The sequence below is a fragment of the Acetobacter fabarum genome, from assembly GCF_029069195.1.
Classification (GTDB): Bacteria; Pseudomonadota; Alphaproteobacteria; order Acetobacterales; family Acetobacteraceae; genus Acetobacter; species Acetobacter fabarum_A.
On sequence record NZ_JARDYK010000004.1, the window covers coordinates 21,470 to 33,728 of the forward strand.

Annotated in this window: 11 protein-coding genes; 7 read left to right on the forward strand and 4 right to left on the reverse strand. The window is 60.4% G+C overall.

What is annotated here, in order from left to right; genetic code table 11:
• Positions 1-44 precede the first annotated feature (44 nt).
• From PY793_RS06940 to PY793_RS06950, 3 genes are read right to left on the reverse strand one after another with little or no spacing between them, the layout of a single operon-like run.
• Positions 45-1,010 (reverse strand): hypothetical protein, encoded by a 966-nt coding sequence (locus tag PY793_RS06940; RefSeq protein ID WP_275177378.1) that lies wholly within the window; start codon positions 1,008-1,010, stop codon positions 45-47.
• A gap of 54 nt (positions 1,011-1,064) precedes the next feature.
• A complete protein-coding gene (locus PY793_RS06945; RefSeq protein ID WP_275177379.1) occupies positions 1,065-2,339 on the reverse strand; it encodes an AAA family ATPase in 1,275 nt (424 codons plus the stop codon).
• Positions 2,336-2,923, reverse strand: a complete 588-nt coding sequence (locus PY793_RS06950) for a hypothetical protein (protein WP_275177380.1) — start codon at positions 2,921-2,923, stop codon at positions 2,336-2,338. Before PY793_RS06950 ends, PY793_RS06945 begins: the two co-directional genes overlap by 4 nt.
• 263 nt (positions 2,924-3,186) lie before the next feature.
• On the opposite strand from PY793_RS06950, the gene rimP reads away from it, so the two are divergent.
• From rimP to rbfA, 5 genes are read left to right on the forward strand one after another with little or no spacing between them, the layout of a single operon-like run.
• Positions 3,187-3,765 carry a ribosome maturation factor RimP gene (gene rimP / locus PY793_RS06955; protein ID WP_275177381.1) on the forward strand — a complete coding sequence of 193 codons (579 nt, stop codon included), beginning with the start codon at positions 3,187-3,189 and terminating at the stop codon, positions 3,763-3,765.
• Between the two features lie 30 nt (positions 3,766-3,795).
• Entirely contained in the window at positions 3,796-5,343 is a 1,548-nt protein-coding gene (gene nusA, locus PY793_RS06960) for a transcription termination factor NusA (protein WP_275177382.1), read from the forward strand.
• A 14-nt stretch (positions 5,344-5,357) separates the two neighbouring features.
• Positions 5,358-6,008 (forward strand): RNA-binding protein, encoded by a 651-nt coding sequence (locus PY793_RS06965; RefSeq protein ID WP_165991651.1) that lies wholly within the window; start codon positions 5,358-5,360, stop codon positions 6,006-6,008.
• The gene (gene infB / locus PY793_RS06970; RefSeq protein ID WP_275177383.1) at positions 6,005-8,689 is read left to right on the forward strand and encodes a translation initiation factor IF-2; all 2,685 of its coding nucleotides are present in this window, start codon (positions 6,005-6,007) and stop codon (positions 8,687-8,689) included. Before PY793_RS06965 ends, infB begins: the two co-directional genes overlap by 4 nt.
• Positions 8,686-9,150 (forward strand): 30S ribosome-binding factor RbfA, encoded by a 465-nt coding sequence (gene rbfA, locus PY793_RS06975; protein WP_275177384.1) that lies wholly within the window; start codon positions 8,686-8,688, stop codon positions 9,148-9,150. Before infB ends, rbfA begins: the two co-directional genes overlap by 4 nt.
• A gap of 81 nt (positions 9,151-9,231) precedes the next feature.
• On the opposite strand, the gene PY793_RS06980 is transcribed toward rbfA, so the two are convergent.
• A complete protein-coding gene (locus PY793_RS06980; protein ID WP_275177385.1) occupies positions 9,232-9,693 on the reverse strand; it encodes an Lrp/AsnC family transcriptional regulator in 462 nt (153 codons plus the stop codon).
• 128 nt (positions 9,694-9,821) lie between these two features.
• On the opposite strand from PY793_RS06980, the gene alr reads away from it, so the two are divergent.
• Together alr and PY793_RS06990 are read left to right on the forward strand one after the other, a co-directional pair.
• Positions 9,822-10,967, forward strand: a complete 1,146-nt coding sequence (gene alr / locus PY793_RS06985; RefSeq protein ID WP_408744684.1) for an alanine racemase — start codon at positions 9,822-9,824, stop codon at positions 10,965-10,967.
• Positions 10,968-10,996: 29 nt separating this feature from the next.
• The gene (locus tag PY793_RS06990; RefSeq protein ID WP_275177386.1) at positions 10,997-12,253 is read left to right on the forward strand and encodes a D-amino acid dehydrogenase; all 1,257 of its coding nucleotides are present in this window, start codon (positions 10,997-10,999) and stop codon (positions 12,251-12,253) included.
• The last annotated feature ends 6 nt before the right edge of the window (positions 12,254-12,259 follow it).

Consider the following 12,259-nt stretch of genomic DNA (forward strand, 5'->3'; position numbering starts at 1 on the left):
GAAGACTGGGGCAGGTCATGGTCTTCGGTCATGACCTGCCCGGCCTAGCCGTGAAAAGCAGGGTCCATGGCCTCTGCCGGAGAAGGGGCGGTTGGGGTCAGTTTGCTTTCAAACCCATGCCGGAGCGCGGGCACCCAGCTACGTAGCCAGCTATTGGTGCGTTGCACGAAATCCGTTACCGCTGCCGAGTCGGTCATGCCTGCGCGGGACCAGTTCTCCGGCTCGCCGGGTACGCGCCGGGTGCCTGCGGCAGCCGGGCTGAGCAGCGTGTGCACGCTCATAAAATCCACACCCGTGCCAGATTTGCTTTTTTCCATCAGATTCCAGCCTGCATCGACCAGAATGGGGGGCAGGTCAAAACCCATTATGGTCAGGCGCTGCACGGCGGGGGGAATGTACATCTGGTCACTCAGGAGTGCCTGCAAAGGTTCGTTGGAGGTCAGGAAAAGGTTGTTCACCACCCGTATGGGGGTGGTCATCCAGCATTCAGTCCGGCTGCCGTCCTGCGGGGCGGCCTCGTTCATGAAGTTGAAGGAACTGTGGCACTGCGCCTGAATCATGTTCATGGCGGCAAGGGGGAGGGACTGGGTGGTAGCCTGTGCAATAATCAGCCCCGTGACAATACCCTGAGCGGAGCGGACATAAAGTGTTGTCAGCACTTCCCCGTGGGCCACATCGTCCTGAAAATTCACAACCGGGTGCCATTTGCCCGCAGGCAGAGGCAACTGCCGCCCGGCAAAAATGACCGAGCCTTCAAACTGCGCATCCATGGGAGGAATGGAGACCGTGCGCTGGTCTTCATCAGGGTGTAGGGCATTGCTCTCCTCAGTGCCGCCGAGGGATGAGGGGAGCATGTGCCTGACCCTGCTGCTGAGCGCGCCGTAGCCTGGCACGCTGGACGTAAGCCACGGGGCAGGAAACAGAATGGACAGCGTGCCGCATACGCCTGCGGTTATCAGTGCGGTGCGCCATAACGGGGCACGGTGCCACAGGCGGGTAAAAGCAGTCATGCGGTAACCTTGGTTGTGTGGGCGGTGTCAGGGAGCGGCTGACCGGCAGAACGGTCAGGGGGTCAGGCGGACGTGCAGCCCGTCATCGCGGTTGTCAGCCACTTTGGCGACAACGGCGCCATCGTCCTCCTTGACCAGCCGGACCATGGTGGCCCCCTGCTGGCGGGCAATAATAAGGGACTCGCTGATCATGTCCTCAATAGAGCGGACAAGATCGCGCGCGGAGGCGGCATCGCCCATGCGGCTCTGGCGGCGCATGACATCCAGCAGCAGGGAGGCGTCAATCCCGCTGGTTTCCACCTTCAGGCCGTAGCCTTCGATCATGGCTTCGATTTCCAGCGCGCCAACGCGGGCAATATCCAGACCACGCAGGGCACGGAAGACAAAAATACGGTCCAGACGGTTCAGCACTTCGGGGGCAAAACCAGCCTGACGCAGCGCCTCGACCGATTCGGCGCGCATGCGGTCGGGGTCATCATGCAGGCGGTCGGCAATTTCGGTCAGGGCATCGGTGGCAATGTTGGAGGTCAGCACAAAAATGGCCCGCACGGTGGAAATCTGCTGCCCGGTGGAGGCCTCGGTAATGTGTCCGTCGTTCCATGCGGTCAGGAACTTCTTGAACACATCGGGGTGGGCTTTTTCAATTTCGTCCAGCAACACCACGGCGTCGGGTTTTTCCTTTAGTCCGCCGGTCAGCTTGCCGTATGTGTCCGAGCCGACATAGCCTTTGGGCGAGCCAAAAAGCTGGGTGGCGGCATGGGGGCTGCTCATCTGCGTCATGTCAAAATGCAGCAGGGGGCGCTCAAGCTGGCGGGCCATCTGCTTGGCAAGGTAGGTTTTGCCCGTGCCCGGAGGTCCGGCGAGCAGAAAGATGCCAACCGGCTTGCCACGCACCTGCAGCGCCAGACGGCGGCGGAGCTGGACGGCAATATCCTCGCATACCTGGTCCTGCCCGATCACGCGGGCGCGCAGGTTTGCGGCCAGTTCCTCTGCGTCTATGGTGGTTTCGCGCTGTTCGCGCGCAAGCATTTCTTCCAGTTCGGCGCGATTGGTCAGTCTGGCAAGAACGTCCATGATGAATCCCCGTCGGCGTAGTAGCCCTTTGCGGGCCAGATGTTCGGCCCGAGTTTCAAACAGCAGTCCCGCAACACTCAGCACAAGGCCGGAGGCTGCCAGAACAGGCCATGCGGATGCACACCATTGCAGTACGTGGGTGACGGAATGCAGGGAAAGATGCAGGCTGAGCGCGATCTGGATGCTGGCGAGCACCAGAAAAATCACCATCATCAGCGGCATCAGCCGGTTCAGTGCGGGGAGTAGACCCTTCATTGCGCGATCACCGTAAGTGCAAGGGTATCCCCCTGTTTATAAAGAACGGGCAGGGGCATGGGGCCAAAAACCGTTATGGCGCCGCTGCCAACGCCCGCCGGGCCGGGTGGCGCCGTGGCAAGAATGTCCACATGTCCGCTCATGCTTATGGGCAGGATCACTGTTGTGGGTCTGGCGGTAAGCCCGACACTCTGCTGCCATGGGCCACAGACAAGGGTAATCATGCCGCCAGCTCCCGTGGCGTCATAGACCGGCATGGCCACCAGCCGCACATCGCGCCGTTTGACAGCGGCCAGAATATCCGCCTGCTGCTGGGCGGAAAAACTGGACCCCGCCAGTGCCTGCTCCGCATTCTGCGGGGCAATCACATTAAGCGGCAGGCCCATGCGCTGTGAGTCGTCGCCAGATACGGACTCGGCACCCACAGCCGGGCCTGAGGTGTTTTTGCCTGCGCCATAAAAGTGCAGTCCGGCTCCCGCCATAAGCACACAGGCCGCCATACCAATAAGCCCGAGCCGCAGATTGGGGGATTTTTCAGCCGTCTGGGGCTGCGGCTGCCATGCCGGGTCCGGCTTGTTCTGCATGGTAACGGTCAGTCTCCTTAAGCGTGGGTAATGGAGCGTTGCAGATATGTCGCAGCCCTGGCAATAAAAGCATGTCTGTGGGTTGGCGCAATGCGCAAAACTGGTCCTGCGATAATTTATTTTTTATGGTCAGCCGTGCAGAAACAGGGGGGTGGTGGTTTCTGCCCTTGCAGTCTGTGCCTTTGTGCACTAGATAAAGCATCATCCTTCTCAATTTGAATGACGTTTCGGGGGGTGGCCTTAGAAGGGCCGCCTTTTTTGCTTTGGACAAAGATATTTCTGCTCATTCCGGCCTTGAGGGCCGCCTGCTCGCACTGATTGCCCCGGCCGTAGAGGAAATGGGGTATGAAATTGTGCGCGTGGCAGTGCTTGGGCGAGAACGGCCTACGGTGCAGATCATGGCCGACCGGGCGGACGGAATGTTGATCAATGTTGAAGATTGTGAGCGGATCAGTCACGCCGTAGGTGCTGTGCTGGACGTGGAAGACCCTATTCCGGGGGCCTGGACGCTGGAAGTGTCCTCCGCCGGAATCGACCGCCCGCTCACACGCGCCAAGGACTGGACCCGCTTTGCGGGGCATCAGGCCAAGGCAGAGGTTCTGGTCCCCATTGAAGGGCGGCGTCGTTTTGCCGGTATTTCTCTGGGGTCTGATGGCACAGTGGCCCGTATGCGCCTGGATGACGGCACGGAAGTGGCTCTGCCACTGGCTGAAATCCGCAAGGCGCGACTGGTGTTGACCGATGCGCTGATTGAAGACAGCGCCCGTATGGTACAGCCTGCATCGGATGCAGGTGTGGAGCAGGATGGCAAAAAAGAGCCGCCTGCTTCCATGGTGCATTGATAAAGCTGCCTGTTTTGGAGAGCTGAGAGCATGGATACCTCCGTTTCCCGTCCTGAACTGCTGCTGGTGGCAGACGCTGTTTCACGCGAAAAGGGCATTGACCGTGAAGAGGTTCTGGAGGCCATGGAGCAGGCCATCCAGAAGGCTGGCCGCGCCAAATACGGGCACGAAAAGGACATTCGCGCCACAATCGACCGCCGTTCGGGCGAGGTGCGCCTCTCCCGCTGGACGGAAGTTGTGGATCAGGTGGAGAATGAGGACGCACAGATATCTCTCTCCATTGCCCGCAAGTTCCGCCCGGAAATTCAGGTTGGCGAATATCTGATCGACCCGCTGCCCCCCATCGACTTCGGGCGCATTGCGGCGCAGACCGCCAAGCAGGTTATTGTGCAGCGCGTGCGCGAATACGAGCGCAAGCGCCAGTATAACGAATTCAAGGACCGCGTGGGCGAGATCGTTAACGGCACCGTCAAACGGACCGAATACGGCAACCTGCTGGTTGAAATCGGCTCTGCCGAGGCGCTGCTGCGCCGCGATGAGCTGATCCCGCGTGAGACCTTCCGTAACTCCGACCGCGTGCGCGCCTATATCTATGATGTACGTGACGAACCGCGCGGTCCGCAGGTTTTTCTGTCCCGCACGCATCCGGCCTTTCTGGCCAAGCTGTTTGCGCAGGAAGTGCCCGAAATTTACGACGGGATCATTGAAATCAAGGCCGTGGCCCGTGACCCCGGGTCCCGCGCCAAAATGGCCGTGATCTCGCGTGATGCGTCCATTGACCCGGTCGGGGCCTGTGTGGGTATGCGCGGCTCTCGCGTGCAGGCCGTTGTGGCCGAACTGCAGGGCGAAAAAATCGACATTATCCCCTGGAGCCCGCAGGCCGCGACCTTTGTGGTCAACGCTCTGGCTCCGGCTGAAGTCAGCAAGGTGGTGATGGATGAGGAAGCCGGGCGCGTTGAAGTTGTGGTGCCTGATGACCAGCTCTCCCTCGCCATTGGTCGGCGCGGGCAGAACGTCCGTCTGGCCAGTCAGCTGACCCGCTGGGATATTGATATTCTGACCGAAGCGGAAGAATCCGAACGCCGTCAGGAAGAGTTCCGTCGCCGCAGCGGCCAGTTTGTCGAAGCGCTGGACGTGGATGACGTGATCGCTGGCCTGCTGGTGACCGAAGGCTACCATAGCATCGAAGAGCTGGCTTTTGCCGACCCCGATGAACTGGTGGGCATCGAAGGCTTTGACGACTCGGTGGTGCAGGAACTGGTCCAGCGTGCTGAAGGCCATCTTGTCCGGCAGGAAGAAAAGCTGGATGAGCGCCGTCAGGAGCTTGGTGTGACTGACGATATCGCAAATATGGGTGTGTTCACCAACCAGATGCTTGTGACTCTGGGTGAAAAGGGTGTAAAAACTCTGGACGACCTCGGTGATCTGGCTGGCGATGAGCTGGTCGAAATTCTGGGGGCGGATGCCATAGAAGAAGACGCAGCCAATGAGATCATCATGGCAGCGCGTGCGCACTGGTTTGAGGGTGAAGAGGGTGCAACCCCTTCCTCCACGCCAGAAGGCGGGGCAGGCGTCTGAGGCCTTGATACAGGGTGGGTGGTGATTTCTTGCCAGCAGCAGAAGAGAAGGGCAGCCTCCGCAGGTGCGCAGTCACACGGGAGGAAGGTATTCCGGCTCAGATGGTGCGGTTTGTTATTTCACCCTCATCCATAGTCGTCCCTGACTTGGACGCGCGTCTGCCGGGACGGGGAATATGGTTGAGTGCCCGCCGGGATGTGATAGAACAGGCCTGCAAACGCGGCGTGTTCGCACGCTCTGCGCGGATGCAGGTCAAGGTGCCGGAAGATCTTCTCTCTCAGGTGGAAGTGGGTCTGCACCGGCGGATGATAGAAGTGGTTGGGCTGGCGCGCCGCGCTGGTCAGGCCATTAGTGGCTTCGTTAAGGTGCGCGAATGGGTTATGCAGCGTCGTGCTGCTGTTATCGTTCACGCATCGGACGGAAGCAGGGAAGAACTGGACCGCCTGATTTCAGGCGGGCGGGATATTCCTGTCGTTGATGCGTTGTCGTCCGAAGAACTGGCTAAGGTTTTTGGGCGTGAACGTGTTGTGAATGTGGCGCTGGCGGCCGGCGGGCTGGCTACGCGTCTTTGTTGTGAAAACAGACGTTTTGCGGGGGTGGCCGTTGGCGATCCCCGGGTCTGCCGGACCTTTCCGGCGGATGGGTGTGAACAGGCGGGTCAATGAGCGAAGGCAAGGATCAGGATCAGGGTAAGGGGCGTTTGTCCCTTCGGCCGGCAGGGCGTCCGGAGGTCGGACGGACGGTTGATGCCGGGTCCGTGCGGCAAAGTTTTAGTCATGGCCGTTCAAAGGTCGTGCAGGTGGAAGTGCGTAAAAAACGTGGTCCGTCACCGGCTGGCGCTGGTGGGCGCTCCGGCGGTTCCCGTGCAGGTGGCGGCCGTACCCTGACCGCAGCCGAACTGGCCATGCGCCAGCGCGTACTTCAGGAACAGAAACAAGAGGCAGAAGACGCTGAACGGCGTGATGCCGAGCGGCGCGAAGCCGAAAAAATCCGTATTCTCTCCGCCGCTGAAGAAGCGCGCCGGAAGGAAGAGGAAGACAGGCGTCTGGCTGAAGAGCGTGCCGTCGAAGAGGCCGCTGCAACCGATGCCGAGCGCAAGGCCCGCATTGATTCGATCAAACCGATCGAGGTCAAGGCACCCGTTGTGTCTGCCGTGCCAATTCCCGGTGAAGTCACGCTTGCTCCTCCCGCGGGGCGTCTGCGCCCGTTGGCTGAGCGTGCGATCATGCCTGCCAAGCCGCTCAAGCCTGCTGCTCCTGCACGCACGCCTGCGGCTGCTCCTGCTGCTCCCGCCGCGGAAAAAGACGTCAGTGCCGCCCAGACCCTGCGTCTGCGTAGCGGTCGTGGCACGGAAGGCGAGGAAGAACAGCGCCGTGGCCCAGCCCGTAACAAGGCCGTGCCGCCCCGTAAGAACAGCAGCGGCCGCAAGGGTGATACTGGCGGTGGTCGCCGCACGGGCCGGATTGACGTACAGGCCGCGATTGAAGGGGATGACGACAAAACCCGTTCGCTCGCATCTGTACGCCGCCAGCGTGAGCGTGAACGCCGTCAGGCCGAGCTGGAACGCCTGCGTGCCGATCAGGTCAAGGTGGTGCGTGACGTTATCCTGCCCGAAACAATTACGGTGCAGGAACTGGCCAACCGTATGGCGGCCCGTCAGGGTGAGGTGATCAAGGCGCTCATGAAAATGGGCGTTATGGCGACCGTAACCCAGAGCATTGATGCCGATACGGCGGAACTGGTGGTGGAAGAGTTCGGCCACCGTGTACGCCGCGTTTCCGAAGCGGATGTGGAACTGGGTATTGAAGGCGTGGAAGACACGACCGAAGATATGCTGCCTCGTCCACCTGTGGTGACCATCATGGGGCATGTCGATCACGGCAAGACCTCCCTGCTGGATGCCCTGCGGACAACGGACGTGGCAGCGGGTGAAGCCGGTGGCATTACCCAGCACATCGGGGCTTACCAGGTTACACTGGAATCCGGCGCCAAGATCACCTTCCTGGATACACCCGGACATGAGGCCTTTACGGCCATGCGTGCCCGCGGTGCTTCCATTACGGACGTGGTGGTGCTGGTGGTTGCCGCAGATGACGGCGTGATGCCGCAGACGATCGAGGCCATCAAGCACGCCAAGGCTGCCAATGTGCCCATGATCATTGCCATCAACAAGATGGACAAGCCCGGCGCCAAGCCTGAACGTGTGCGTCAGGACCTGCTGCAGCACGAAATCGTGGTCGAATCCATGGGTGGTGACGTGATGGACATTGAAGTGTCCGCACGCCAGCGCACAGGGCTGGACAAGCTGGAAGAAGGTATTCTGCTTCAGGCGGAAATTCTGGAACTTCAGGCCAACCCCGATCGTGCAGCCGAAGGTGCGGTGATTGAAAGCCGTCTGGATCGTGGTCGCGGTTCCGTGGCTTCCGTGCTGGTGCAGAAGGGTACACTGCGTAAGGGCGACATTGTGGTTGCCGGTGCAGAATGGGGCCGTGTGCGCGCTCTGGTTGATGACCGTGGTCGTCAGGTGGACGTTGCTGGTCCGTCCATGCCGGTGGAAATTCTCGGCCTGTCCGGGGTTCCTGCTGCTGGTGCGCCGTTTGTGGTCGTGGAAAACGAAAACCGTGCGCGTGAGATTTCCGAGTTCCGCCAGCGCAAGCTGAAGGAGCATCAGGTTGCCGGGCAGGTTGCGGCCCGTGGCACGCTTGACCAGATGCTGGCCCGTATTCAGGCCGGTGTGCAGAAGGAAGTCTCCGTCCTGATCAAGGCGGATGTGCAGGGTTCGGCCGAAGCGCTGCAAACCACTGTGCTCAAGCTGGCCAATGAGGAAGTGGGCGTGCGCGTTCTGAACGCCTCGGTCGGCCAGATCACGGAAAGTGATGTGCAGCTTGCCAAGGCGTCGGATGCGGTCATTATTGCCTTCAACGTGCGTGCAACATCTCAGGCGCGGCTTCTGGCCCAGCGTGAAGGGGTGGACATCCACTACTACTCCATCATCTACCAGGTGGCGGATGACGTGGAACTGCTCGTACGTGGCAAGATGGCGCCCAAACACCGCGAAAAGTTCCTTGGCTACGCCGAAATCCGCAAGGTTTTCGAAATCAGCAAGGTTGGCAAGGTGGCCGGTTGCTTCGTGACCGACGGGGTTGTCAAACGGGGCTGTGGCGTGCGTCTGCTGCGTGATGGCGTGGTGATCCATGAAGGTGATCTGAGCCAGCTCAAGCGCTTCAAGGACGACCAGAAGGAAGTGACCAAGGGTTATGAATGTGGTCTTTCTTTTGCAGGCTACAATGATCTGCGCGAAGGCGATGTGGTGGAATGCTTTGAAAGCGAGTTAATTCCAGCATGAGTCGTCGCCACGGATCAGGCAGTAAAACAGGGGGACCGGCAGACTATCTTGCCGGTTTTTCCTCACCTGGCCCATCGCAGCGGCAGTTGCGGGTAGGCGAAGAAGTGCGGCGCGTTCTGGCTGAACTGTTTGCGCGCACCACTTTTCGTGACCCGGACCTGTCCGATGTCGCCATTACCGTGACCGAAGTCCGGCTTGCGCCAGACTTCAAGCATGCCACTGTTTTTGTGACACGTCTGGGACGGAGCGATGTTGCAGCTCTTCTGCCCGGGCTTAAGCGGGTGGCGCCGTGGCTGCGTACCCAGCTTGCCCATAAGCTGAGCATACGCACGGTGCCGGAACTCCACTTTCAGCCCGATACGGCGCTGGATACAGCCATGCATGTGGACTCGCTTCTGCGCCTGCCAGAAGTCCAGCGTGACCTTGGCAAAACAGGCGATGACCAGCCGGACGAGGATTAAGGTCTGGCCAGAAGCCTGTATTGGCAAACAGTTTTTAAAAACCTGCCGGGATATTCTGGCAGGTTTTTTTTTGCCTGCGCCTTACCCGCCCATCTGTCCTTTTTCCTGCTGGACAACAGGGCGGATGGCAAAATTGCTTTGAATCCGCACAACACCGGGCATGCGCGAGAGTTCCTCCTTATGGATGCGTTCGTAATCCTGCATGTCGCGCGCTTCCACCCGGAGCAGATAGTCGGCGTCCCCCGTCATCAGGTAGCATTCCTTGACATCGGGGCATTCACGTATGCGGCTTTCAAAGCGGCGGAGACAGTCCTCAGTCTGGCGTTCGAGTGTGATCTGCACAATTACCGTAGCGACAGGGGGCGCGTTGCGGCGGGCTATAATGGCCTGATACCCGCGTATAATTCCTTCTTTTTCCAGAATTTTTACACGTCGCAGACAGGCCGAGGGGGAAAGCCCGATACGCTCGGCCAGTTCGGCGTTGCTTATGCGGCCATCATGGCGCAGGTGGCGGAGAATGGCTTCATTAATGCGGTCTGGCATGATCTGTCTTTTGTGGTCTTTTGGCGCAAGATTATGCAAAAATAAAAATCAAACACAGTGATCATGCACCATAATGGCAGGATATGCCATAAAGAGTGGGCTAAAATTCTGATACCGTAACAGAGCGGATATTTGTCGTGACCCATGCTCCCACTCCTATGCAGGCTGGTTGGCCAGCACAACGCGCCGGAGCGGTGCTGAGCGTTAATCTGGATGCAGTTGCTCATAATTACCGCCTGCTGCGTGCCCGTGCCCCCAATGCGGTGTGTGCGGCTGTGGTCAAGGCCGATGCCTATGGGCTGGGGGTGGCGCAGGTTGCCCCCGCGCTGGCGCAGGCCGGGGCCACGCAGTTTTTTGTTGCTCATGTGGATGAGGGGCTGGCCCTGCGTCCGCATGTGGGCGCGCAGGCGGGTATTACCGTCCTGCATGGCCCCCGGCCCGATGCAGTGGAAGCCTGTCTGGCGCATGGGTTGCGTCCGGTGCTGAATAGTCTGGAGCAGATTGGCTGGGTCCGTGCCGTGGCGCATGCACGGCAGCGGCGGGTGGGTGTTGTGCTGCAACTGGATACGGGTATGTCCCGCTTTGGCCTGTCCGCGCAGGATGTGGCGGATATTGCCGCCAACCCCGCAGTGCTGGACGGGCTGGATGTACAGTTGGTTATGAGCCATCTGGCCTGCGCGGATGAGCGGTCAAGCCCTGCCAACGCGGAGCAGGCTGCCCGTCTTGTGGCCTATGCGGCCCGGTTGCCGGTATCTGCCCCGCTGAGCCTTGCCGCATCTTCCGGGGTGTTTTTGGGGCCGGATTACCATTTTGGCCTCGTGCGCCCAGGGGCTGCGCTGTATGGCGTGGCTCCCCAGGCGGGCGAGCCAAACCCCCTGCGCCCGGTTGTGGGGCTGAAGGCCCATGTCTTGCAGACCCGTACCCTCAGTAAAGGGGACCGCGTCGGTTACGGGCTGACATGGCAGGCCGAAGGGCCATGCCGTGTGGCCACCATTGCCGTGGGCTATGCAGATGGTTTTGTGCGCGCCCGTGCCAATGGCCTTGTCTGGTTCGGGGGGCAGCCCCTGCCCATACTGGGCCGCATTTCCATGGATTCCATGACCGTGGATATTTCCACCATTCCGCAGGGCCAGCTTGAGGCCGATGGCATGGTGGAACTGCTGAACGGGACATATGGCGTAGACGATGTGGCCCGCGCTGAGGGGACGATCGGCTACGAAGTCCTGACATCGCTCGGGCATCGCTATCATCGCAATTATACACGGACTGCCTGAAGGCAGAGCAGCAGGGAAAGAGTGGGATCATGAAGGTTCTTGTTCTGGGTAGTGGTGTTGTGGGTGTAACAACCGCCTGGTATCTGGCTCAGGCAGGGCATGAGGTCACGGTGGTGGACCGCCAGCCCGGTGCCGGGCTGGAAACCAGCTTTGCCAATGCGGGGCAGGTGTCCCCCGGTTATTCCTCCCCCTGGGCGGGGCCGGGTATTCCGCTCAAGGCGGCCAAATGGCTGTTCATGAAGTACAGCCCCTTTGTGTTCTGGCCCATGCCCGACCCGCATCTGTGGAAGTGGCTGGTGCAGATGCTTGAGAACTGCAACACCCCAGCCTATGACCGCAACAAGGGCCGTATGGTGCGTCTGGCGGAATACAGCCGCGATGTCATGTGCGACCTGCGGCGCGAAACCGGCATGACCTATGATGACCGGCAGCAGGGCACCTTGCAGCTCTTCCGCACCCAGAAGCAGATGGACGGCGTTGCGCAGGATATTGCCGTGCTCAGACAGTACAACGTACCGTATGAGGAGCTGAATACCGCCCAATGTGTTCAGGCCGAGCCGGGGCTTGCGCCCTCGGCTGGCAAAATTGTGGGCGGCCTGCGCCTGCCGGGGGATGAGACGGGCGACGCCTTCAAGTTCTCCCAGCGTCTGGCGGAAATGGCGGCAGCCGCAGGCGTGACCTTTTTGTACAGCACCGATATTCGCGCAATCCGGAGTGAGAGCGGGCGGGTAAGCGGGGTGGAAACATCACGCGGGGTGCTGAGTGCTGATAGTTATGTGCTGTCACTTGGCAGTTTTTCCCCCGCTCTTGTGCGACCTCTGGGGCTGGACCTGCCGATTTATCCGGTCAAGGGGTACTCCCTTACGGCGGATATTACCGATGCGGCCCGTGCCCCGGTTTCCACCATTATGGATGAAACCTTTAAAATCGGCATTACCCGTCTGGGGGACCGTGTGCGCATTGGCGGCACGGCGGAACTGGCGGGCTTTAGTACCCGCCTGCGTGCGCCACGGCGGGCTACGCTGGAACATTCGGTCACAGACCTGTTCCCCGACTGCTGCAACGTGCCTGCGGCCCAGTTCTGGACCGGCCTGCGCCCCATGACCCCGGACGGCACACCCATTATTGGCCGCACGGGACTGGATAACCTGTACACCAATACGGGGCATGGCACGCTGGGTTGGACCATGGCGTGCGGGTCTGCCCGTGTGCTGGCGGATATCATGTCCAACCGCAAGCCAGATATTGCCTATGAAGACCTGAACCTGTTCCGCTACCGGCCCTGAACCGGA